This window comes from Halobacterium litoreum (genome assembly GCF_021233415.1).
In the GTDB taxonomy this organism is placed as follows: domain Archaea; phylum Halobacteriota; class Halobacteria; order Halobacteriales; family Halobacteriaceae; genus Halobacterium; species Halobacterium litoreum.
Genome location: NZ_CP089466.1, coordinates 2,232,425 through 2,252,116 on the forward strand (window position 1 = coordinate 2,232,425; position 19,692 = coordinate 2,252,116).

A 19,692-nucleotide genomic window follows, 5' to 3' on the forward strand; every position below is an offset into this window, starting at 1 on the left:
CAGTTATACGTCGTGACGTATGTCCCCACAGCACAACCTCGCGGACTACGAGTCGCGATACGAGTCGTTCGCCTGGGACGACATCTACGCCGAAGCCGACTGGGACGCCCCCGAGTCGCTGAACATCGCCCACGAGGTCGCCGACCGCCACGCCGCTGGCGGCGACCGAATCGCCCTCCAGCAGGTCGGCGTCGACGGCGACGCGACCCAATTGACGTTCGCGGAACTCGCCGACCAGACCAGCCAGTTCGCGAACGTCCTCGAATCCCTCGGCGTCCAGCGGGGCGAACGCGTGTTCTCCTACATGCCCCGCATCCCCGAGCACTTCGTCGCGCTCGTCGGCACGCTCAAGCGCGGCGCGACGTGGGGGAGCATCAACGAGCGCTTCGGCCCGGACGGCATCGCGTACCGCCTCGACGACTGCGACGCCACCACCGTCGTCACCACCTCCGAGAACCGCGACACCATCGAGCGAGCGCTCGACGACGTGCCGAGCGTCGAGCACGTCGTCGTGGTCGACCGCGGCGACGGAATCCGCGACGGCGACGTGGACTTCGCGGACGCGATGGCCGACGCGAGCACCGACTACGAGACGGCCCAGACCGGCGGCGAGGACGACGCAATGCTCTACTACACGTCCGGAACGACCGGGCCCGCGAAGGGCGTGCGCCACAAGCACCGCTGGATTGCGGGCGTCGCCGCGACCCAGCGCTACAGCGTCGACCTCCAAGAGGGAGACCTCTACTGGTCGACCGGCGACCTCGGGTGGCTCACCGGCGCCATCAACGCGCTCGGCGCGTGGTTCTGGGGCACCACGCTGTTCGTCTACGAGGGCGAGTTCGACCCCGAGACGTGGGCCGACCTGCTCGACGACTACCCCGTGTCGGTGCTGTTCTCGGTGCCGACCGCCTACCGGATGCTCCGCGAGAACGAGGGCGTCCTCGACGGCGCCGACCTCGACCTGCGGCACGCGCTGTCCATCGGCGAACCGCTGTCGGCGGGCGTCGTCGAGTGGGGCGAGGACGCCCTCGGCGTGACGATTCTGGACACCTACGGCCAGACCGAGACAGGGAACATGATAATCAACAACTACCCGACGATGGAGTTGCGCCCCGGCTCCATGGGCAAACCCCTCCCCGGCATCGAGGCCGCCGTGGTCGACCCCGAGACCGGCGAGGTCCTGCCGCCCGGCGAGACGGGAGAAATCGCCCAGCGCGGCGACTACCCGTGTTTCTTCGCGGGCTACTGGGAGAACCCCGAGAAGACCGACGCCTGCTTCGTCGACGGCCCCGACGGCGAGTGGTATCTCTCGGGTGACCTCGCGCACGTCGACGAGGACGGCTACTTCTGGTTCGAGGGCCGCGCCGACGACGTCATCCTCTCCTCGGGCTACCGCATCGGCCCCTTCGAGGTCGAGAGTTCCCTCGGCGAACACGACGCCGTCGCGGAGGCCGCCGTCGTCCCCAAACCACACCGCGAGCGCGGCAACATCGTGAAGGCGTACGTCGTCCCGAGCGAGGCCGCGACCCCCAGCGAGGACCTGAAGACCGACGTCCGCGACCACGTCAAATCCGAACTCTCCGCCCACGAGTACCCCCGCGAAATCGAGTTCGTCGACGACCTCCCGAAGACGGTCACCGGGAAGATTCGCCGGACAGAACTGCAGGACGACGCCGAAGCGGAAGCCGACGTGGAGTGAAACCCACACCGAGCGCTTGCGAGGTACAGAATCCGCCACCGCTCGGTGTGAAGCGAGAACCGCCGAGGGAGTGGATGGGCCCTGGCGGATTTGAACCACCGCTCACCCGGTGTCCCACAGTCCCGCCGCGCGAGGCGACGGGAGACTGGTATGAGCCGGGGGCTTTGAACCAGACTAAGCTAAGGGCCCTGTGTGCCCAGATTTCTGTGGGACGGCCTTTAGCGTATCGGGTTGCTCCAGGGCGTTCAGCGACACCGCCGCCGCGTGCGGTTCGTGGTCGGTGCTGTCGGCATCGTCGGTTCGGCACGCCGAGTAGAGAAAGCGGGCGTGCTGTCTCGGACGGCCGTCACCTGGTCTGAATTTCGAATCGGACGCCGTCGGAGGACTCGCTGTCGCCGATTTCGATGCGCCAGTCGTGCGCGAGGACGATCTGCCGGACGCTCGCCATCCCCATCCCGGTGCCGCCGTTGTACTCTTTCGTCGAGAATCCCTGTTCGAACACGCGCTCTCGGTTCTTCTCGGGGATTCCCGGCCCGTTGTCTTCGAGGTAGATGCCGTCCTCGAAGGAGCCGACGCGAACGTCCACCGGTGGTTCGCCGTGTTCTATCGAGTTCCCGAGGAGGTTGTCGAACATCCGACGGACGGCTTCCGGGTTCCCGTGAACCGTCGGCGTGCCGTCGACTTCGAGTGACCCCGTGTCCCCGTGTTGGTCCAGGGAGTCCCAGATGCCTTCGACGAGTTCTCGCACGTCGATTTTCTGGTGTTCGCCGACGATGGTGCCGGACTCCAGGGCGTCGGCGACGTCGTCTATCAGTTGGCTCATCCGGTCGAGGGACGGGAGCGCTTCCTCGACGTGTTCGACGTCCCCGGTCTCGACCGCCAGCTCCAGTCGGCCGCGAATCGTCTGGAGCGGGTTCTGCATGTCGTGTGAGAGGACGCCGGCGAGCGACCCGAACTCCTCGAGCAGTTCTCGTCGCGCCGTGACGTCCTCCTGAAACCCGACGAAGTGTTCGGCGTCGCCGTCCGCGTCGGTCAGCGGGATTACCGTGACGCGGTTCCAGAACAGTTCCCCGTCTCGGCGGTAGTTCCGGAGTTCAACACTCACCGCTTCGCCGGCGTCGATGGCGGCGGCCAGTTCGGCGACCGGTTCGTCGCGCGTTCGCTCCCCTTGGAGGAATCGACAGTTGCGGCCGAGGACGTCCGACTGGGAGTAGCCCGTCGTCTCGACGAATCCGTCGTTCGCGTAAACGATGGGGTTGTCCGGCTGGGCCGCGTCGGTGATGGTGATTCCGATGGGCGTCTCGTCCATCGCGCGTTCTTTCAGCGAGAGCTCGTCGCGGACCGCTTCGGCGTCGTCGGTCTCGGAGACGGTGCAGACCAAGGTGTCCTCGTCCGTGTATATCAAGCGGTGGTCGACGGTGACGGTCTCGCCGTTCTTGTGGCGGTAGTCCGTTTCGCCGACCCATTCGCCGTCTCTCGCCTGCGGGAGCATCTCTTCGGCGACGCGGGCCGTTTCGTCCTCCGCGTACAGGATGTCCCAGTGTCGCCCGAGTAGTTCCGTCCGTTCGTAGCCGACGATGTCCGCGTACGCCTCGTTGACGTAGACGAACTCGCCGTCGGTGTCGAGGAGGCTGATGCCGTCGTGGGCCGTTTCGATGGCGCGGAATCCGCACGCGACCTGGCGTTCGGCGCGACGCCGGGAGACGGCCTGTTCGATGCGGTTCGCGAGCACCTCGTACTGCTCCGTGCCGCCCTCTTTCTGGAGGTATTCGGTGACGCCGGCGGATATCGCCTCACTGGCGATTTCCTCGCTGCCTTTCCCGGTGAACAGGATGAACGGGAGGTCAGGGGCGTCCTCGCGGATGGCTTCGAGGACGTCCAGGCCGTCCATCGCTGGCATGTCGTAGTCACAGACGACGCAGTCGACGTCGCCCTCTCGGGCGAGTTCCACGCCGTCGGACGGCGTGGTCTCGGTTCGAACCTCGAAGAACTCGCGTTCCCGTTCGAGGAACACCGAGACGAGGTCGGCGAAGTCGTCGTCGTCTTCGATGTGGAGGACGGTAACGCCTTCGTCGACGTCCGTGAGGAGGGCTTGGCGGTCCAGTTCTGACCCGATTGTGAGGCCGTCGGGCGGTGTGTTCGTCTCTTCGCTCATGTGCTGTCGTACCTAGCCGGAGTCGGTCGGTGCGGGTGACCGCGAGCAGTCAATAGTGGAACTACAGGAGCCCCTACACCCACCCATAGCGGGCGTGACATTCCGAAATGTAATAAATCCCTTCCTAACTAATTCGAGGGTTTTCCGATGTTCGTAAAGAGGTTTGATTTTCGAAAACGAGACAGATTTTGCTTCGAGAAGTGTATTTCCTGGACCGGGTTTTTGTGTCGCCGCGTCACAAGTTGCGAGATTTTTACCGATAGAGAACGGCGTGAGTAATATTTTTACCACACCCCTCGTATTCTGGACGTAACCGAGCCGAATGCCACACCAACTCGACGACACCGATAGGGAGTTACTCCGGCTCCTCCAGTCGAACGCACGGTACACCGCGACCGAGCTCGCCGACCGAATCGGTGTCTCCGACAACACGGTCCACAACCGAATGGCCCGCCTCGAAGACGCCGGCGTCATCACCGGCTACAAGGCCACCGTCGACCCCGGCGAAGCGGGCCTCGACCTCTTCTTTCATTTCATCTGCACGACCCGAATCAGCAACCGCGCCGACGTCGCCGAACAGATCATGACCTTCCCGGAGGTGCTCGAAGTGACCGAACTCATGACCGGCCAGGAGAACCTCCACATCAAGATGGTCGGAGCGACCGACAGAGACGTCACGGACATGGCAGAGCGGCTCGACGAACTCCCGCTCGAAATCAACGACGAGACGCTCATCCGCACCAACCACACCAAGCCCATCGACTTCACGAGCGTCCCGGGCACGGACCGAGACGACGAGTGACGCGCCCGCGTTCCGGCGCGAACGCACACTCGGACCCCCGAAGGACTGGAATCCGGGAGGTAACGGAGGGTTCGACGCGCGTGTGGTCCCCCACCACAGAGGACGGAGTCGGGGCTGCTCACTCCGGGGAGGACGCGCGCGCTCGGCCGACCGCGGCGGCGAGCGCGAACACGTACCCGAGTCCGTACTGGACGTCGGGGTCGCGAAGTTCACGGAGCAACCCGACGGGGCCGACTCGCTCGGCGGGCTGGCGTTCGGTTTCGCCGACGGCCGCGAGGAGAGACTCGATGCCGTCTCGGGTGTCGTCGTCGGCGGCTGTCTGTGCGACCTCGCCGAGTGACGCGCCGGTCCCGGCGAGCGTGGTCACCATCTCGTCGTCGAGGGCCGCGGTGGCGAGCGACACGACCTCGGCGAGTTCCACGAGTTCGTCGAGCGTGCCGCGCTCTTGGAGGTCGACCAGCGTCTCGAGAGCGTCCTGGAGTTCGGCGCCGTTCTCGCCGACCGCCGCGGCCAACTCGACGGTCTCGTCGGTCGCGATCCCGTCCGCGGACTCGGCGAGCGTCGACCCGGTCGCCGAGAGGTCGCGGACCATCTCGTCGGAGAGCGCGCGCTCGCCCAACGAGAGCACGTCGAGGAGTTCGTTGACGGCGTCGAGGTTCTCGACGAAGTCGGCGACCGCCTCGGGGTTCTCCTCGATTGCCGACTCGAGCGCCGACCGCTCGAGTTCTCCGTTCTCAGTCATGGTCAGAGCAACCCCCGTGCGGTGAGCCAGTAGGACTCGTTGTACGCGAGTTTCGACCAGTGCAGTTTCTGGGACGGCGGCGCCGGCGACGGCGGGTTCTCGTAGTCGAACTCGACGAACGACGCCGCGTCCATGCCGGTCTCGATGAAACACAGCGTCTTCCCGTCGTAGGTCGCGGTCGCCGGGCGTCCGCGAATCTCGCTGGCGAGGCGCTGGCCGACCACGCCGGCCTGGTAGTGCGCGACGCTGCCCGCGTTCGGCACGCCCGTGTCGGCGGTGTCACCGAGCGCGTAGACGTCCTCGGCGGCCTCGGCTTCGAGCGTGTGCTTATCGACATCGACCCAGCCGTCGTCGCCGAGGCCGGCGTCCTCTACGAGGTCGATGCCGGCGTGGGGCGGAATCGCCACCAGCAGGTCGTAGTCGAGGTGGGCCCCCTCCATCGAGGTTATCGACTGCGCGTCGGGGTCGACCGATTCGGCGTTGAAGAACGTCTCCACCTCGATGTCGCGTTCGTCCATGATGGGGCGCGCCCACTCGGCGATGTGGGAGTTGCCGTGGACGCGCTGAATCGGGTACGTGTACGTGATGTCGACGTCCTCGCGGAGGCCGCGCTTCCGGAACCAGTCGTCGGCCATGAACACGAACTCGAGGGGCGCCGCGGGACACATGTGGGGCGACCCGACGACGCTCAACACGAGGTGTCCCTCGGTGAACGACAGGAGTTCCTCGCGGAGCGCGGTGGCGCCCGACTCGCTGTAGTAGTCGTGGCCCGCCTGCTCGAGGCCGGGAATCCGTTCGGGTTCGAGTGTCGACCCGGTCGCCAACACGAGGTAGTCGTAACTGAGCGACGGACCGTCGCCGAATCCGAGGCGCTTGCTCTCGGTGTCGATGTCGGTCACGCGGTCGATTCGGAGGTCGACCTCGTCGGGGACGAGTTCGTCGAGGCGGCGCCGGCCGTCGGCCGGTTCGCGCTGGTCGAACGGCACGTACAGCCACACCGGCTTGTAGACGTGGTCGGGGTCGTCGTTGACGAGGGTGATGTGGACGTCCCCGGCTGCGACCTCGGCGTCGAGGCGCTCGGCGAGGTCGTTCGCGAGGACGGTCCCGCCAGTCCCGCCACCGACGACGACGACGTGTTCGGTCATGCTTTCTCCACGTAGAACGCCGTGTGGTCGTCTCGCTCTTCGACGGCGAGGACGTCGTTCCCGGCTTCCTCGGCCCACTCGGGCACGTCGGTTCGGGACTGCTCGTTGTCACTCAGGAGGCGGACGACGTCCCCGGAGTCGGCACCCCGGATGGCGCTCACGAGGTCCATCAGTGGACCCGGGCACGCTGCGCCGCGCGCGTCGACCGTCGTCTTGGGTTCAATGTCTGGCATAGCGTCTCACGGGTGGGGCTACGCGCTCCCCCAAAATAGTATTGTACTATAATTCCAATATTGTGGGAAAAGCAGGAGTCGGAACGCGAGTCAACACATCCGACCGACACCCGGAGAACGGACTGCACAGCCACGGAGGGCGGAGCAGCCACCAAGAGCGGTGTCATTCGGACGCGCGTCGGGCGTCGGCGAGCAGGCCGCGGATGGCGGTCGCGGCGTCCTCGAAGGCGTCGACGTTCATCGCGTCGGTGGTGAAGAGGACGCCGGCGTCGCCCTGAATGACCCGAACGACGAAGCCGTCGCGGTGGAAGCGCACGGTGAACTCGTAGGGACCGATGTCGGAGTCGCCAGCGCGGTCGGCGATGGCGGTGCGGACGGGGCCTTCGGCGAAGCCGGTTCGCTCGAACACGCGACCGCTCAGCGCGTTCTCGTTTCGCAGCACTGTGAGGGCGGCCGACACGTCCGGCTCTCGAACCGCGTTGAAGAACTCGGCGTTTATCGACTCGGTCTCGTCCTCGTCAAGTTCCGCGCCGGCCGGGATGGACACCGTGACGATATCGTTCTCGGTGCTGGTGTCGATACCACTGCGTCCGGTCTGTGATTCGGGCATCGTCGGTTCGTCTCGGAGACCGGACAAGAACCACGCCGACGTGTTTCTCTCTCGGAGACACCTCCCTGCCCGACTCGGGGACGGCCGCGTCAGTCGTCGAGCAGTCCCCGGAGTTTCTCGCGGGGCGAATCGAGGACGGGGCCGTGCCCCGGACAGGCGTAGTCGAGGCCGCTTGCCGGGTCGAGGAGCGACCGGACACTGTCCGGGACTCGCCCCACCGCGTAGCTCGTGAATCTTCCCGACGCCTTCAGGGAGTCGTCCCAGCCGTACGCGAGGTCACCGAGGAAGACGGCGCCGGCGTCGTCGTGGACGTACGCGAGGTGGCCGGGCGTGTGCCCGGGGGTGTGGACGGCGCGGAAGCCCGCGATTTCGTCGCCGTCTCGGAGTTCGCGCACGTCGATCCCGTCGAGGTCGAGGCGCCGGTAGTAGAGCCGGTGGAGCGCCTCGATGCCGTTGCGCGCCGTCCAGGGCGGTCTCTCGTCGCCGCGAACGAGCCCCGCCTCGTCGGCGTGGACGTAGACCGGCGCGTCGAGTTCGGGCAGTCGGGAGAGACCGCCGACGTGGTCGGCGTCGTAGTGCGTGAGCATGACGCGGTCCACGTCCCCGAGTTCGAAGCCCGCGTCCCGCACGCCCTCGCGGACCGTCTCGTGGTCACCGGGCCAGCCCGCGTCGACCAGCGTGAGGCCGTCCCCGTCCAGAAGGAAGGCGTTCGGCTGGTCGAACGTCCGGCAGTCGAAACACCAGAGGCCGTCGGTCACGCGGTTCGCCATGCGTGACAGTCCTCACGGCACCACAATCGGTGTTTCCCTCACGGAGCCGATGCTCCGCGGGTGAGTGTGTGAGAAGAGCGCCGTCGACAGACTACGTCTGTCGGGCCGCAAAACGAAGTTTTACGCCGCCACCAGGGCTCGAACCTGGGACAACGTGGGTAACAACCACGTGCTCTACCAACTGAGCTATGGCGGCTTGCACCCCTTGCTATCCGGCGCGTTTTGATATGGCTTTCGTTTCGCAAGCAGGCAGGGCATCGACACGGCTTAGGTCGGGCCGGCTGAATTCGGGGCCATGAGCGACTTCGAGTCGGTCGTCGAGCGCGTCCGCGAGCGGGTGGACCCGACGCCCGAGGAGCGGCGCGCGCTGACCGAGGCGACGGCGCGACTCGCCGACCGCGCGCGGGACGCCATCGCGGACCTCCCGGTGGAGGCCGACGTGCTACAGGTCGGGAGTACGGCGCGCGGGACGTGGGTGGCGGGCGACCGCGACATCGACCTGTTCGTGCGCTTCCCCGCGGCCCTCCCCCGCGAGCAGTTGGAGGAGTACGGGCTGACGGTCGGAAACGACGTGCTACCCGAGGGGCGCGAGGAGTACGCCGAACACCCCTACGTGAAAGGCGAGTTCGAGGGGTACGACGTGGATTTGGTACCGTGCTACCGCTTGGACGACGCGACGGAGATTCAGTCGGCGGTCGACCGCACGCCGTTCCACAACGCCTACCTCGAAGCACGGCTGGACGACGACCTCGCGGCGGACGTGCGACTGTTCAAGCAGTTCCTCAAAGGCGTCGGCGCGTACGGCAGCGACCTGCGAACGCAGGGCTTCGCGGGCTACCTCGCGGAGTTACTGGTCGTCGAGTACGGCGGCTTCCGAGAGACCCTGGAAGCGATTCGGGACTGGCAGCCGCCGGTCGTACTCGACCCGGAGGACCACGCCGAGGCGTCGTTCGACGACCCGCTCGTCGTGGTGGACCCGACGGACCCGGAGCGGAACGTCGCCGCGGTCGTCTCCGAGACGAACGTAGCGCGAGCCATCCACCACGCCCGCGCGTTCCTCGACAACCCCGACGAGTCAGTGTTCGACCCGCGGGCGCCCGACCCGCTGGACGCGGCGGGCGTCCGCGACCACCTCGACCGGCGCGCGACGACGCCGCTCGCCGTCGTCTTCGACGCGCCGGACCTCGTCGAGGACCAACTCTACCCCCAACTCTACCGGTCCCGGGACGGCCTCGCGCGCGGCCTCGACGAGTACGGCTTCGACGTGTTGCGCGCGGCGACGTGGGCCGACGACCGCGCGGTGCTGTTCGCCGAACTGGAGGTCGCCGAACGCCCGGCAGTCGAGCGCCACAGCGGGCCGCCCGTCCACGTCTCCGGGCACGCTGAGGGGTTCTACGAGAAGTACGACGGCGACGACAGCGTGTACGGGCCGTTCGTCGAGGACGGTCGGTACGTCGTCGAGCGCGAACGCGACGTGCAGACCGCCCGCGAGTTCGCCGAGAACCGGCTCCTAGAGGTCGCACTCGGTGCGCACGTCGAATCCAGAATCGAAGCCGGGAACTACGAGGTGCTGGTCGGTGCGGAGGTTTCGGCGTTGGCAGACGAGTTCGGCGAGGAGTTGGCGCGCTACTTCGACCCGACGCCCTGATGTGACTCGGCGACCTCCTCGATGAGGTCGCTGACGGCGTCGCTCGGCTCGTCGTCGAGTCCGACCGGGTCCCGACCGTCGAACGTCTCGTGGACGGCGCCGACGCCGTCCGCGAGCGTGTCGAGGCTGTACCCGCCTTCGAGCACGAACGCGAGCGCCGCGTCCGCGTCGTCGGCGAGCGTGCGCACGCGGTCGGTGAGCAGGCTGTACCCCTCCGTCGAGACGTGCATCCGGGAGATGGGGTCGTGGCGGTGCGCGTCGAAGCCCGCGCTCACAACCAGGAGATCGGGGTCGAACGCCTCGATGGCCGGCGCGATTAGTTCGTCCATCCCGGCGCAGTACTCGGCGTCCCCCGACCCCGCGGGGTACGGGAGGTTCAAGGTCGCGCCCTCGCCGTCGCCCTCGCCGGTCTCGTCGGCCTCACCGGTGCCGGGGTAGAGGCCGTCCTCGTGAATCGACGCGTAGAACACGTCGCCGCGGTCGTAGAAGATGTCCTGCGTGCCGTTGCCGTGGTGGACGTCCCAGTCGAAGATGGCGACGCGGTCGACGCCGAGGTCGTCGATGGCGTACTGCGCGGCGACCGCGGCGTTGTTCAGGAAACAAAACCCCATCGCGTCGTCCTCGACGGCGTGGTGTCCGGGCGGCCGCCCGAGCGAGAACGGCGTGTTCCGGCCGTCCGCACCGTTCAGCGCGGCGCGCGCGGCGTCCATCGCGAGGCCCGCGCTCGCGAGCGCGGCGGGCCACGTCGCCTCCGACGCGGCGGTGTCGGGGTCCCAGTTCCCGCCACCGGACTCGCAGAACTCCCGAATCTCTCGGACGTAGCCGTCCGTGTGGACGGCCATCGCGTCCGCCTCGTTGGCGGGAGACGCGCCCTCGTAGGTGACGCCGTGGCGCTTCGAGAGCCCGCGCTTGACGGCGCGCAGGCGGTCGGGGCTCTCGGGGTGTCGCGGCCCGGGGTCGTGGTCGAGACACGTCTCGTCGAAGCCGAATCTCATCCCACGAGCTCGAAGTAGGTCGCCACGTCCTCGGCCTGTACGGTGCGTCGGCCGGCGTGCTCCGCGAGAATCGCCGCGCCTCGCGCGGCGTCGTCGGCGTACGCCTCCAGGAGGTCCGCGAGCGCGACCCGCGCGTCCTCGGAGACGCGGAAGCGGTCGTCGACGTCGAGGCGCGCGATGCGGTCGACGGGCGCCACCGGGAGCGCGAGGCCCGCGTCGTCCGGCGTGGACGCCGCGCCGAAGTCCCCGGCCATCAACGTCTTCCGGCCGTCCGCGTCGGCGCGCTCGGCGGCGTCCGCGGCCAGTGTCGCCCCCCGTCGCTGGATGCGGCGCGCGAGTTCCTCCGCCGCGTCGGCGCTCACCCGCAAGTCACCCGCGTGTCGCCGGATGATGGTGTCGACCGGCGCGAACGGGAGTTCGACGCTCATGCGTCAATGGGTGGCTGTCGCACGCTTAACTGTTTCCGTTGTCGGGACAACTGGCCACCACGCATTTCGGTGAGGCACGCGAACGTTGCGGCGTCATGAGCGAGGACGAACCCGAGGAAGAACTCCGAGACGAATCGCCCCGCGAGGACGTCGAAACCGACGAAGAGACCCGCGAACGGGCCCGGGAGACGAAGAATCCGGACAGCCACCGCGGCGACGAAGAGTACGACTAGCGCAGTTCTTCGGCGTTCAGGCGCCCGTCGCGTAGCGACCCCCGAACCGTGAGTTCCTGACCGAGCGTCACGTCGGCGTCCGTCTCGACGCTCATCGTCTCCTCGCCGTCGTCGAGGATGACGGGGTTCTGGGCCTGCACGACGACGCCCGTGAACTCCACTTCCTCGCCGTCGGCGCTCGCATCACTACTGGTGTCCTCGGCGTCCGCGCTCGCGCTCTCGTCGCCCTCGTCCTCGAAGGCGGCGAGGCCCTGAGCGCTCCCGGTGTCGTCTGCTTCGTCGCCGGTCGCGGCGCCGTCCGGAAGTTCCACGACGGAGGCCTGCCAGCCCGCAGAGGCTTCGAGGTCGTCCTGCCAGCCGTCCTGAATCTCCACGTCCACGAACGCCACCTCGTCGCCCGGCCCGATGTCGAGATCGGCCTTGTCCCCCCAGAGCGCGACGCGGATGTCGCCCGAGTCGTCCTGCACGCGCACATTCCGCACTTGGCCCTCGCTGCCGTCGTCGCGGTCGAACGTGCGCTTCGGGTCGGCGGAGCGAATCACGCCCGCGATGTCCGCCGTGTCGTCCATTTCGAGGGTGTCGATGGGCGTCGAGTCAGGCACGTACGCCACGTCGTCCTCAACTTCCTCGACGGCGCCGCGGTCGCCGACGTGGAGTTCCAGACTGCCGTCTCGCTCCCGGACGTAGCCGTCCACCACTTCGACGACGACGCCAGGTTCGAGTTCGGTCGCGCGGTCGGCGCGCTCGTCCCAGAGCGTCACCCGGACGCGACCCGTCTCGTCGCCGAGCACGAGATTCGACACCTTCCCCTCGCTGCCGTCGTCTCGGTCGAACGTCCGCACGGACTCGGCGGCCAGCACCTCGCCGACGAGGTTCACGTCCGAGACGCCCAGCGAGAGGTCCTCGACGCGGTACTCGTCCTGCACCGCGACGTCTATCTCCTCCTCGTCGTCGACCTCAATCTGGTCGGCGCTCACCTCCACGCCGTTGTAGCCGTCCTTCGGCCGACCCTTGATGCGGAGCACTTCACCGACGGAGAGTTCCTCGCTGGCGGCCTCGGCCTGCTCGTCCCACAGCGAGACTCGCACGCTCCCCGACTCGTCGGCGACCTCGACGTTCACCACGCGGCCCTCCGGGTCCTCGTCGTCGTCGCGCTCGAACGTCCGCACCTCGCCGACGCTCGTCACCTTCGCGAGGAACTTCGCCTCGTCCATCTCCGGTTCGATGTCGGCGACCCCGTTGACCTCGCCGTCGTCGAGTTCGTGGGCGATGAGCATGGCGGCCGTCTCCTCGTCGGCCAGCCCGCCCATCTGCTCGACCTTCGACTCGACGGCCTCCCGGAACTCCTCCAGGGACACGTCGGTGTCGAGGTCCTCGTAAGTGTCCTCGATGTCGCCCATAATCGTAGTTCACCACAGGTACACGCCGCGCATAAGCGTTTTCGTTACCGAAACGACTCCGCGCCGGCTGGCGATTCTCGCGGTCACACAGCCGGATGATTCGGCCTCGGGTTTGAACTCTCGCACCCGCCCGAAGGTATTACCGTCACCCACCCGACACACGCAGTGTCCATGGGCGACGACAGCGACGGCAGTTGGTCGGGCGCGACGGACCTCCCCGCGAAACGCTGGCTGTTGCTCACCGGCGACCGCGTCGCGCTCGCCGCCGGGTTCAGCCTCGTTCTCGTCACCCTCACGCTCGCGCTCGTCGAGACCGACGTCGTCTACGTCGGGGACGGCAGCACGTACGCGAGCGTGCTGTCCAGCGGGATGCTCGGCGCGCTCGCCACCATCGTCACCGTCACGCTGTCCATCAACCAACTCATCCTCTCCCGGGTGTTCGGGTCGCCGGCCGACCTCACCGACCAACTCGAAGGCAACCTCGACTTCCGGCGCACCGTCGAGGACATCGCCGACCTGGACAGCAGCCCAAACGACCCCGGGTCCTTTCTCGCCGTCGTCGCCGAAACCCTCGAATCCGAGGCCGCGGCGCTCGAACGCACGGCGACCGACGCCGACCTCGACGACGACGTGACCGAGACGGTGACGGAGTTCACGAGCAGCGTCGTGGAGTACGCCGACCGCCTCGCCGCCGGCCGCGACTCCGAGAGCACGTTCGAGGTGCTGTCGCTCACGTTCGGCACCGAGTACGCCGACCTGATGGACGACGCGCGCGGTATCCAGCGCGGCGTCGCCGCCGACCTCCCCGACGACGCGGACGGCAACCTCGACGCCATCCTCGAACTCCTGAAAGCCGTCGCGGTCGTCCGCCAGTTCTTCAAGACACTCGCCGTCCAGCAGGACCTCGCCAGCCTCTCCCGGCAACTCATCTACACGGGGGTCCCCGCCATCCTCGTGACGTACTACCTCGCGCAGGTCTACACCGCGGCGGCGCCGATGCTCCCGGGCGCGTGGCTTCCTGGCCTCGCGGCCGTCGCGACGGCGGTCGTGTTCTCGCCGCTGTCCGTCCTCGTCGCGTACATCCTCCGCGTCGCCACCGTCACGCTCTACACCGTCTCGGTGGGGTCGTTCATCCCGCCCGAGGAACGCGTCGACAGTCCCTGAGTCAATCAGAGCGCGACCGACGCGACCTCGCGTTCCCCGCCCCGCGACCGGTGGACGACCACAACGCGTTCCGGGAGGCCGCCGTCGAACGTCGCGGTCGCCTCGTAGTCGAGTTCGGTGATGCACTGCGCGCAACCCTGTACGTCCTCGCGCTCGACGGCCGCCACGACAACCCGGAGTTCACCGTCCGCGTCGGTCGCGTCCGCGAGTTCTGCGGTGTAACAGCCGTTCGGCGCCGTCGTCGTCCCCGCCACGGTCACGACGCCGTCGCTCGCTGACACCGACGCCGACTCGCGCTCTACCCCACAGCCGGCGTCGACCAGTTCGAAGTCGGTGTCCACGAGCCCCGGCCCGGACGGCCCGTCGCCACCGCCAGCACCGAGACACCCGGCCGTCAAGAGGGTCGAAGCGGCCGCGAGCACCGTTCGTCGTCGCATACCGGAACGCTGCCGGGGAAGCGTGAAAGACCTTCCCACCAGCACCATCCAATCGTAACCGCTTTACGTAGCCCCGGGCTATCCTGAATCGAGTCCGGATAGGGTAGTGGACTATCCTCTTGGCTTGCGGAGCCAGGGACCGGCGTTCAAATCGCCGTCCGGACGTTCTTCACTACGTTCATCACGACCGGACGAGCCCACGCTCACTTCGTTCGCGTGGACGCCGTCCGGACGTAATTTTTCGCGCTACCACGACGGTGAGCGACGGCCGTGTCGCTCGCGTGGACGCCGTCGAACCGGCGGTTCGACGTGCCCGCGGCTTCGCCGCGGACGCCGTCCGGACGGTCTCTATCGCGTCGAACAGTGCTTGCTAAGAGTAGCGCAGTCAGTCCCGGAGGCCACGGGAGCGCGAACAGATGCCGCAGTAGGGTTGGCCGGCGTCGCCGCGGCGCCACTGTCGCCAGTCCTTCGAGGTGAAGGAGGCGCCGCAGTCGGCACACGAGTCGTCGGGGGACAGGCCGTGTTCGACGCCGGGCATCGACAACAGAGTGCGACGCCACCCCCTTGAAGGAATCGGCCGATTCTTCCGGCGCGCCCGCGAACTGAGTCGCATGGACGCGGCTCTGCGCGCCGGCGTCGCGGTGTACGACGCGGGCCACTACCACGCCGCCCACGACGCCTGGGAGGACGCGTGGCTGGCGCTGGACGACGGACGCGACGAGCGCTTGCTCCACGGACTCATCCAGTTCACGGCGGCGATTCACCACGCCCGCGACCGGAACTGGGCGGGCGCGGTCGGCCTCGCCGAGAGCGCGCGCGAGTACCTCGACACCCTGCCCGACGACTACCGGGGCGTGAACGTCGACGCGGTGCGCGCGTACCTCGCGGCGCTCCGCGACGACCCGGAGCGAGTCGAGCGCGCGCCGCCCCTCGAACTGACCTACGAGGGCGACCCGCTCGCGCTCGCTGACTTGGACGCGCCCGCGGCAATCGAGGCGGCGGTCGCGCTCGCGGCACGCGAGGGGTACGACGAGGACGTGTTCGCGGACGGCGCCGAGTACGCCCGCGAGGGGCTCGTCGACGGCGACCTGAACGAGTTCGGCGTGCTGTTGTGTGATTTCGTCACCGAGCGCGAGCAGCGCGCGCTCATCGCGACGCGACTCCGCCAGCACGTCCAACGACGGCAGCGGCGAGAAGCGGACGTCTCGGGGCTGTTCGACTAGAAGTTCTGGTACGCGATGAAGCCGGCGACGGCGATGCAGGCGACGCCGGCCGCGCGAACCAGCCACGCCGCCCAGTCGCCGAACGGGTGGTCGTCAGTGCCGTAGCGGCCGTCGTGTCGGCGGCGCCGGTTCGGACCGACGAACACCGACAGCATCAGCATCTCGCGGGGTTTCGCGAGGAGCGCGACCCCGAGGCCGACGCCGAGGACGACCGCGAGCAGTTCCCGAATCCCGGACATCTACGCTACGAGCGCAGGCGCTCGATGCGCTTTTCCATCGGCGGGTGCGTGGAGACGATTTTCGCGAGGAAACCCTGCCCCTCACCGAAGATGCAGAGCGCGGCGTTGGACTCGTCGATCTTCGACTCGCGGGCGGTCTCGTTGCCGCGGGAAATCTTCTCCAGCGCGCGAGCGAGCGGGTCGCCGCTCCCGATGGCGCGGCGCGCGTCGGCGTCCGCGACGTACTCACGGTAGCGGCTGATGGCGAGCACGAACAGCATCACGAAGAACTGCACGAGGTTGCCGACGACGATGGCGAGGAAGAAGTCGGCGAGGTCGTTGTCGCCCGTGAACAGCACGATGTACTGCGCGACGATACCGACGACCGAGGCGATGCCCTGACCGATGACCATCGTGACGACGTCGCGGTTCGCGATGTGCGCGAGTTCGTGCGCGAGCACGCCGTCGAGTTCCTCGTTGTCGAGGAGGTGGATGAGTTCCTCGGAGACGACGACGACGCCGGCGCCCTTGCGCCCGACCGCGAACGCGTTCGGGACGCCCATCCGGGCGACCTTGAGTTTCGGCTTCTCGATGCCCATGTCCCGCGAGAGCGCTTCGACGCGCTGGTGGATGCGCGGGTACTGCTGTTCGGACATGTCTTCGGCGCCGACGCTCCTGAGCGCGGCCCACTTGCCAATCTTGTACTGGACGCCGACGAGCAGGATGCTGCCGACGATGGCGATGCCGAGAATCGTGGTGCTCTGCCCGAAGAAGAACCACGCGGCGGCTACCGCCACCGAGTAGAACGCGAAGAGGATGGCGCCGACGAGTGCCATCCGTATCTTGAGTCCTGTGTGTCTCATGTGCGTGGGTTACGCACTCCGACATATAAAAGCACCTTCGTCCGTGCCACCGCAACACACGGAGACGGCGGGGAGACGGCGGCGTGAACGAGAGCAGCGGCGTCAGGCGTCGGCGTCAGGCGTCGGCGTCCTTCTCGTCGCCGTCCCACTCCGCGGAGTTGTCCTCGGGGTCGTAGCCGAGCACCTCCTTCGCGCGGTCGATGGAGTAGTACTTGCGGTCGTTGTCGGAGATGCCGTAGACAATTTCGTAGCCGTAGTCCGCGGACAGACAGCAGTCGAAGAGGTGCGCGCAGTCGCGGTGGGAGAGCCACATCGCCTGCCCGCGCTCGTAGTCGATCGGCGGGTGGCCATTCGTGAGGTTCCCGATGCGGACGGCGACGAAGGACAGGTCGTGTTCGTCGTGGTAGTAGCGTCCGAGCGTCTCGCCCGTCGCTTTCGAGACGCCGTAGAGGTTGCCGGGACGCGGGAGTTCGGTGCCGTCGAGGCGGAAGTCGTCGTCGCTGCGGTAGAGGCCGGGCTTTCGCTCGGTCTCGTAGTGGCCGACGGCGTGGTTCGAGGACGCGAACGCGAACTTCTCGACGCCGGCGTCGACGGCGGCTTCGAGGACGTTCCGGGTGCCGTCGATGTTGTTCCGGAGGACGCTCTCCCAGGGCGCCTCGGGGCGGGGGTCGCCGGCGAGGTGGACGACGGCGCCGACGCCGTCGACGGCGTCGCGGAGGGCGGCCTCGTCGGTGACGTCCGCGACGACGAACTCGTGGTCGGTGTCGCCCGTCGGCGGTTCGCGGTCGAGGAGGCGCCAGTCGTAGTCGTCACCGAGGCCGTCGAGGATGGCCTGCCCGACGCGCCCCGACGCGCCAGTGAGGAGAACCGGGTCGTCCATTCGGTTGGAAATCTCGCGCACCGCCGGTATGAAAGGTGCGGTTCGCGGCGTTTAACACGTCGGCGGCCAGACAGGCCGGTGATGGCGAACGGGACGGAGCGGTTGCTCTCGGGGTTCGTGGCGGCGTTCGGGGCTGGAATCGCGGCGGTAGCGGCGCTCGCGCTGTTCGGCGACCCGGTGTCGTCGACGACGGTCGCGGCGGTGCGCGCAGTGGCGCTGCTCGCGGCGGCGGCCGTCGCCGTCGGGGCGCTGTTCGCGACCGCGGGTCGGCTCCCCGTCCAGCCGGTGGTGCCGCTGGCGGGCGCACCGGCGGCGCTCGCCGGCGCGACGGTCGCGGTGTCGATGGGGGACGCGGCGGCGTGGCTCTCCGTCGCCACGGGGGCGGCGACGGCCCTCGGACTCGTCGGGCTCGCGGTGGTCGCGGTGACGGCAGACGACAAGGCTTAGCCGCGCCCGCTCGCAGACCCGGGTATGGCATCCGACGCCGAGGAGGCGTGTTTCGAGGCAGGCATCAAGTTCGGAGCGCTCTACCACCAGTTCGCGGGGACGCCGGTGAGCCCGGAGAGCGCGCCGAGCCTGGAGACGGCCATCGAGGAGTCGATCGAGAACCAGCCGTTCTGCGAGTCCGTGACCGTCGACATCCTCACGGAGAAACTGGACACGAGCCACGGCTACACGGAACTGACGGGCGAGTACATGGAGGTCGAGATAGTGGTCGACTACGAGGGCCGGGAGGTCGTCGCGGAGATGGCGATGCGGGACGGCTACCCGCTGATGGAGTTGGCGAGCGTGGAGTAGCCCGCAGGCGCCCGGTTCCGGGGGTGCTTTTAAATCAGATGCGGGCGAACCACCTGACATGAGTCAGTCATCGCTCGACGACGACGAACTGTTCGGGGAGGCCGCCGAGGAGATGCGCGCGGACGTAGAAGAGCACCTCGACGCCGCCCGCGCGGAACTGCCGGAAGCGGACGCAATCTGGGACGTGGAGTCGGACAACACGCTCGGCGTGCTGAACGCGCTCCGGTCGGCCCTCGACGTGGGCGACGTGGAGGCCCACCTGCGCGACGCGAAGAAGGCGTTCGTGATGGGGCAGCGCGCCGACGCGTTCGAGGACGCCGACGACCTCGAAGCCGACCTCGAAGCCATCGAGGGCGTACTCGCGGACATCGAGACGGCCAGAGAGCAGGTCGGCGAACTCGCGTCTACGGTGCCGGAACTCCGGTCCGCACTCGACGAGGCGCACGCAGACGCCGACGACGAGGACGACGAGTAACTACTTGTGGGGCGGCCGGGAGACGTCTCGGTCGGCCACCGCGTCCAGTAAGTCACAGAGCGCGTCCGTCGCGAGCGCGAGCAGTTCCTCGCCGCGTTCGGCGTCCCCCTCGCTCGGGTCGCCGACGACGCCGTTCTCGGAGAACTCGGCGACGTCGTGGGCGAGGTTCGCGTGCGACGTCCACTCCCCCCAGCCGTCGCTGGCGCCGTCGCGCGCTTCCTCGATTCGGTCCTCGCGCACGAGGTTCGGGTGGGTGTGCCGGAGGAACGCGGTCTCCAGCGGGCCGGCGTGGCCCATGTCGGCGCTGTGGTCGCCGACCGCGTCGAACCACGTGAACGGGACGGCGTAGGCGTCGTCCTCGCGGGTGAGCCGCGAGCAGACTTCGCCGAGCGCGGGGACGTTCCCGCCGTGGCCGTTCACGACGACCACTCGGTCCCAGCCGTGGCTCGCGAGGCTGGCGACGACTTCTCGGACGTTCGCGCGGAACGTGTCGGGTGACACCCACAGCGTCCCCGTGAACTGGCGGTGTTCCTCGCTCACGCCGACGGTCAAGGGCGGTGCAACGACTACCTCGTCGTCGTAGTTCGTGGCGGCGGCCTCGGCGACCGTCTCGGCGGCGAGGTGGTCCGTGCCGAGGGGGGCGTGCGGGCCGTGCTGTTCAGTGCTGCCGACCGGCAAGAGTGCGAGGTCCGTGTCGGCGGCGTCGGCGTCCGTCCACGTCGCGTCCGCGAGTCGCATATGCGGTCCAACGCGGCGGTGGGATTTGTAGCCTGC

Annotated in this window: 24 protein-coding genes and 3 tRNA genes; 10 read left to right on the forward strand and 17 right to left on the reverse strand. The window is 68.1% G+C overall.

The genetic code is table 11. The features are described from left to right. The first annotated feature begins 19 nt into the window (after positions 1 to 19). The gene (locus LT972_RS12220) at positions 20 to 1,699 is read left to right on the forward strand and encodes an acyl-CoA synthetase (protein ID WP_232570663.1); all 1,680 of its coding nucleotides are present in this window, start codon (positions 20 to 22) and stop codon (positions 1,697 to 1,699) included. 75 nt (positions 1,700 to 1,774) lie between these two features. On the opposite strand, the gene LT972_RS12225 is transcribed toward LT972_RS12220, so the two are convergent. Together LT972_RS12225 and LT972_RS12230 are read right to left on the reverse strand one after the other, a co-directional pair. Next, positions 1,775 to 1,888: transfer RNA gene (locus tag LT972_RS12225), tRNA-Ile, on the reverse strand. A 157-nt stretch (positions 1,889 to 2,045) separates the two neighbouring features. After that, on the reverse strand, positions 2,046 to 3,854 hold the full coding sequence (locus LT972_RS12230; RefSeq protein WP_232570664.1) for a PAS domain-containing protein: 1,809 nt from the start codon (positions 3,852 to 3,854) through the stop codon (positions 2,046 to 2,048). A 322-nt stretch (positions 3,855 to 4,176) separates the two neighbouring features. Between LT972_RS12230 and LT972_RS12235 the strand changes: the two genes are divergently transcribed. Then, the gene (locus tag LT972_RS12235; protein ID WP_232570665.1) at positions 4,177 to 4,656 is read left to right on the forward strand and encodes an Lrp/AsnC family transcriptional regulator; all 480 of its coding nucleotides are present in this window, start codon (positions 4,177 to 4,179) and stop codon (positions 4,654 to 4,656) included. A gap of 118 nt (positions 4,657 to 4,774) precedes the next feature. On the opposite strand, the gene LT972_RS12240 is transcribed toward LT972_RS12235, so the two are convergent. The 6 genes from LT972_RS12240 to LT972_RS12265 form a co-directional block, all read right to left on the reverse strand. Then, positions 4,775 to 5,398: a DUF1641 domain-containing protein gene (locus LT972_RS12240; protein ID WP_232570666.1), complete on the reverse strand. Its 624-nt coding sequence runs from the start codon at positions 5,396 to 5,398 to the stop codon at positions 4,775 to 4,777. 2 nt (positions 5,399 to 5,400) lie between these two features. Continuing rightward, positions 5,401 to 6,543: an NAD(P)/FAD-dependent oxidoreductase gene (locus LT972_RS12245; RefSeq protein ID WP_232570667.1), complete on the reverse strand. Its 1,143-nt coding sequence runs from the start codon at positions 6,541 to 6,543 to the stop codon at positions 5,401 to 5,403. Beyond that, positions 6,540 to 6,776, reverse strand: a complete 237-nt coding sequence (locus tag LT972_RS12250; RefSeq protein WP_232570668.1) for a sulfurtransferase TusA family protein — start codon at positions 6,774 to 6,776, stop codon at positions 6,540 to 6,542. Before LT972_RS12250 ends, LT972_RS12245 begins: the two co-directional genes overlap by 4 nt. A gap of 163 nt (positions 6,777 to 6,939) precedes the next feature. Beyond that, the gene (locus LT972_RS12255) at positions 6,940 to 7,386 is read right to left on the reverse strand and encodes a DUF7522 family protein (RefSeq protein ID WP_232570669.1); all 447 of its coding nucleotides are present in this window, start codon (positions 7,384 to 7,386) and stop codon (positions 6,940 to 6,942) included. 89 nt (positions 7,387 to 7,475) lie between these two features. After that, positions 7,476 to 8,156, reverse strand: coding sequence for an MBL fold metallo-hydrolase (locus LT972_RS12260; RefSeq protein ID WP_232570670.1), 681 nt, complete (start codon positions 8,154 to 8,156; stop codon positions 7,476 to 7,478). 123 nt (positions 8,157 to 8,279) lie between these two features. Further along, positions 8,280 to 8,352, reverse strand: a tRNA-Asn gene (locus tag LT972_RS12265). A 99-nt stretch (positions 8,353 to 8,451) separates the two neighbouring features. Between LT972_RS12265 and cca the strand changes: the two genes are divergently transcribed. Beyond that, positions 8,452 to 9,804 carry a CCA tRNA nucleotidyltransferase gene (gene cca / locus LT972_RS12270; RefSeq protein ID WP_232570671.1) on the forward strand — a complete coding sequence of 451 codons (1,353 nt, stop codon included), beginning with the start codon at positions 8,452 to 8,454 and terminating at the stop codon, positions 9,802 to 9,804. Here cca and LT972_RS12275 read toward each other — a convergent pair. Both LT972_RS12275 and LT972_RS12280 read right to left on the reverse strand, forming a co-directional pair. Next, positions 9,783 to 10,799: a histone deacetylase family protein gene (locus LT972_RS12275; RefSeq protein ID WP_232570672.1), complete on the reverse strand. Its 1,017-nt coding sequence runs from the start codon at positions 10,797 to 10,799 to the stop codon at positions 9,783 to 9,785. The two genes, cca and LT972_RS12275, sit on opposite strands and share 22 nt — an antisense overlap. Next, positions 10,796 to 11,227, reverse strand: coding sequence for a histone (locus LT972_RS12280; protein ID WP_232570673.1), 432 nt, complete (start codon positions 11,225 to 11,227; stop codon positions 10,796 to 10,798). Before LT972_RS12280 ends, LT972_RS12275 begins: the two co-directional genes overlap by 4 nt. A gap of 95 nt (positions 11,228 to 11,322) precedes the next feature. Between LT972_RS12280 and LT972_RS12285 the strand changes: the two genes are divergently transcribed. After that, positions 11,323 to 11,460 carry a hypothetical protein gene (locus LT972_RS12285; RefSeq protein ID WP_232570674.1) on the forward strand — a complete coding sequence of 46 codons (138 nt, stop codon included), beginning with the start codon at positions 11,323 to 11,325 and terminating at the stop codon, positions 11,458 to 11,460. On the opposite strand, the gene LT972_RS12290 is transcribed toward LT972_RS12285, so the two are convergent. Beyond that, positions 11,457 to 12,860 (reverse strand): single-stranded DNA binding protein, encoded by a 1,404-nt coding sequence (locus LT972_RS12290; RefSeq protein ID WP_232570675.1) that lies wholly within the window; start codon positions 12,858 to 12,860, stop codon positions 11,457 to 11,459. The two genes, LT972_RS12285 and LT972_RS12290, sit on opposite strands and share 4 nt — an antisense overlap. Positions 12,861 to 13,031: 171 nt before the next feature. Here LT972_RS12290 and LT972_RS12295 point away from each other — a divergent pair, with 171 nt between their 5' ends. Next, the gene (locus LT972_RS12295) at positions 13,032 to 14,024 is read left to right on the forward strand and encodes a hypothetical protein (protein WP_232570676.1); all 993 of its coding nucleotides are present in this window, start codon (positions 13,032 to 13,034) and stop codon (positions 14,022 to 14,024) included. A 5-nt stretch (positions 14,025 to 14,029) separates the two neighbouring features. Here LT972_RS12295 and LT972_RS12300 read toward each other — a convergent pair whose 3' ends face one another. Beyond that, a complete protein-coding gene (locus LT972_RS12300; RefSeq protein ID WP_232570677.1) occupies positions 14,030 to 14,461 on the reverse strand; it encodes a hypothetical protein in 432 nt (143 codons plus the stop codon). A 92-nt stretch (positions 14,462 to 14,553) separates the two neighbouring features. Here LT972_RS12300 and LT972_RS12305 point away from each other — a divergent pair. After that, positions 14,554 to 14,626 (forward strand) — tRNA-Arg (locus LT972_RS12305). Between the two features lie 220 nt (positions 14,627 to 14,846). Here LT972_RS12305 and LT972_RS12310 read toward each other — a convergent pair. After that, positions 14,847 to 14,999, reverse strand: a complete 153-nt coding sequence (locus LT972_RS12310) for a hypothetical protein (protein ID WP_232570678.1) — start codon at positions 14,997 to 14,999, stop codon at positions 14,847 to 14,849. Positions 15,000 to 15,072: 73 nt separating this feature from the next. On the opposite strand from LT972_RS12310, the gene LT972_RS12315 reads away from it, so the two are divergent. Further along, complete coding sequence (locus LT972_RS12315) at positions 15,073 to 15,684, forward strand: DUF309 domain-containing protein (RefSeq protein WP_232570679.1); 612 nt, start codon at positions 15,073 to 15,075, stop codon at positions 15,682 to 15,684. Here LT972_RS12315 and LT972_RS12320 read toward each other — a convergent pair. The 3 genes from LT972_RS12320 to azf form a co-directional block, all read right to left on the reverse strand. Further along, positions 15,681 to 15,923 carry a hypothetical protein gene (locus tag LT972_RS12320; protein ID WP_232570680.1) on the reverse strand — a complete coding sequence of 81 codons (243 nt, stop codon included), beginning with the start codon at positions 15,921 to 15,923 and terminating at the stop codon, positions 15,681 to 15,683. The genes LT972_RS12315 and LT972_RS12320 overlap by 4 nt on opposite strands. Positions 15,924 to 15,928: 5 nt before the next feature. Beyond that, on the reverse strand, positions 15,929 to 16,738 hold the full coding sequence (locus tag LT972_RS12325) for a M48 family metallopeptidase (protein WP_390226328.1): 810 nt from the start codon (positions 16,736 to 16,738) through the stop codon (positions 15,929 to 15,931). A gap of 142 nt (positions 16,739 to 16,880) precedes the next feature. Next, the gene (azf, locus tag LT972_RS12330) at positions 16,881 to 17,645 is read right to left on the reverse strand and encodes an NAD-dependent glucose-6-phosphate dehydrogenase Azf (RefSeq protein ID WP_232570682.1); all 765 of its coding nucleotides are present in this window, start codon (positions 17,643 to 17,645) and stop codon (positions 16,881 to 16,883) included. Between the two features lie 81 nt (positions 17,646 to 17,726). Here azf and LT972_RS12335 point away from each other — a divergent pair, with 81 nt between their 5' ends. From LT972_RS12335 to LT972_RS12345, 3 genes are read left to right on the forward strand one after another with little or no spacing between them, the layout of a single operon-like run. Then, entirely contained in the window at positions 17,727 to 18,092 is a 366-nt protein-coding gene (locus tag LT972_RS12335; RefSeq protein ID WP_232570683.1) for a hypothetical protein, read from the forward strand. A 24-nt stretch (positions 18,093 to 18,116) separates the two neighbouring features. After that, the gene (locus tag LT972_RS12340) at positions 18,117 to 18,443 is read left to right on the forward strand and encodes a dihydroneopterin aldolase family protein (protein ID WP_232570684.1); all 327 of its coding nucleotides are present in this window, start codon (positions 18,117 to 18,119) and stop codon (positions 18,441 to 18,443) included. A gap of 58 nt (positions 18,444 to 18,501) precedes the next feature. Continuing rightward, on the forward strand, positions 18,502 to 18,918 hold the full coding sequence (locus LT972_RS12345) for a DUF5790 family protein (protein WP_232570685.1): 417 nt from the start codon (positions 18,502 to 18,504) through the stop codon (positions 18,916 to 18,918). Here the strand turns inward: LT972_RS12345 and LT972_RS12350 are convergent, their stop codons facing one another. After that, a complete protein-coding gene (locus tag LT972_RS12350; RefSeq protein WP_232570686.1) occupies positions 18,919 to 19,656 on the reverse strand; it encodes a creatininase family protein in 738 nt (245 codons plus the stop codon). It lies immediately after the preceding gene. Positions 19,657 to 19,692 lie beyond the last annotated feature (36 nt).

Excerpts from the sequence above, each read along its gene's own strand:
- LT972_RS12300 (WP_232570677.1), bottom strand. The coding sequence starts at position 14,461 with ATGCGACGACGAACGGTGCTCGCGGCCGCTTCGACCCTCTTGACGGCC.
- LT972_RS12255 (WP_232570669.1), bottom strand. The coding sequence starts at position 7,386 with ATGCCCGAATCACAGACCGGACGCAGTGGTATCGACACCAGCACCGAG.
- LT972_RS12240 (WP_232570666.1), bottom strand. The coding sequence starts at position 5,398 with ATGACTGAGAACGGAGAACTCGAGCGGTCGGCGCTCGAGTCGGCAATC.
- LT972_RS12340 (WP_232570684.1), top strand. The coding sequence starts at position 18,117 with ATGGCATCCGACGCCGAGGAGGCGTGTTTCGAGGCAGGCATCAAGTTC.
- cca (WP_232570671.1), top strand. The coding sequence starts at position 8,452 with ATGAGCGACTTCGAGTCGGTCGTCGAGCGCGTCCGCGAGCGGGTGGAC.
- LT972_RS12345 (WP_232570685.1), top strand. The coding sequence starts at position 18,502 with ATGAGTCAGTCATCGCTCGACGACGACGAACTGTTCGGGGAGGCCGCC.
- LT972_RS12230 (WP_232570664.1), bottom strand. The coding sequence starts at position 3,854 with ATGAGCGAAGAGACGAACACACCGCCCGACGGCCTCACAATCGGGTCA.
- LT972_RS12280 (WP_232570673.1), bottom strand. The coding sequence starts at position 11,227 with ATGAGCGTCGAACTCCCGTTCGCGCCGGTCGACACCATCATCCGGCGA.
- LT972_RS12350 (WP_232570686.1), bottom strand. The coding sequence starts at position 19,656 with ATGCGACTCGCGGACGCGACGTGGACGGACGCCGACGCCGCCGACACG.
- LT972_RS12275 (WP_232570672.1), bottom strand. The coding sequence starts at position 10,799 with ATGAGATTCGGCTTCGACGAGACGTGTCTCGACCACGACCCCGGGCCG.
- LT972_RS12285 (WP_232570674.1), top strand. The coding sequence starts at position 11,323 with ATGAGCGAGGACGAACCCGAGGAAGAACTCCGAGACGAATCGCCCCGC.
- LT972_RS12245 (WP_232570667.1), bottom strand. The coding sequence starts at position 6,543 with ATGACCGAACACGTCGTCGTCGTCGGTGGCGGGACTGGCGGGACCGTC.
- LT972_RS12220 (WP_232570663.1), top strand. The coding sequence starts at position 20 with ATGTCCCCACAGCACAACCTCGCGGACTACGAGTCGCGATACGAGTCG.
- LT972_RS12315 (WP_232570679.1), top strand. The coding sequence starts at position 15,073 with ATGGACGCGGCTCTGCGCGCCGGCGTCGCGGTGTACGACGCGGGCCAC.
- LT972_RS12250 (WP_232570668.1), bottom strand. The coding sequence starts at position 6,776 with ATGCCAGACATTGAACCCAAGACGACGGTCGACGCGCGCGGCGCAGCG.
- LT972_RS12335 (WP_232570683.1), top strand. The coding sequence starts at position 17,727 with ATGGCGAACGGGACGGAGCGGTTGCTCTCGGGGTTCGTGGCGGCGTTC.
- LT972_RS12260 (WP_232570670.1), bottom strand. The coding sequence starts at position 8,156 with ATGGCGAACCGCGTGACCGACGGCCTCTGGTGTTTCGACTGCCGGACG.
- LT972_RS12325 (WP_390226328.1), bottom strand. The coding sequence starts at position 16,738 with ATGGCACTCGTCGGCGCCATCCTCTTCGCGTTCTACTCGGTGGCGGTA.
- LT972_RS12290 (WP_232570675.1), bottom strand. The coding sequence starts at position 12,860 with ATGGGCGACATCGAGGACACTTACGAGGACCTCGACACCGACGTGTCC.
- LT972_RS12235 (WP_232570665.1), top strand. The coding sequence starts at position 4,177 with ATGCCACACCAACTCGACGACACCGATAGGGAGTTACTCCGGCTCCTC.
- LT972_RS12295 (WP_232570676.1), top strand. The coding sequence starts at position 13,032 with ATGGGCGACGACAGCGACGGCAGTTGGTCGGGCGCGACGGACCTCCCC.
- LT972_RS12310 (WP_232570678.1), bottom strand. The coding sequence starts at position 14,999 with ATGCCCGGCGTCGAACACGGCCTGTCCCCCGACGACTCGTGTGCCGAC.
- azf (WP_232570682.1), bottom strand. The coding sequence starts at position 17,645 with ATGGACGACCCGGTTCTCCTCACTGGCGCGTCGGGGCGCGTCGGGCAG.
- LT972_RS12320 (WP_232570680.1), bottom strand. The coding sequence starts at position 15,923 with ATGTCCGGGATTCGGGAACTGCTCGCGGTCGTCCTCGGCGTCGGCCTC.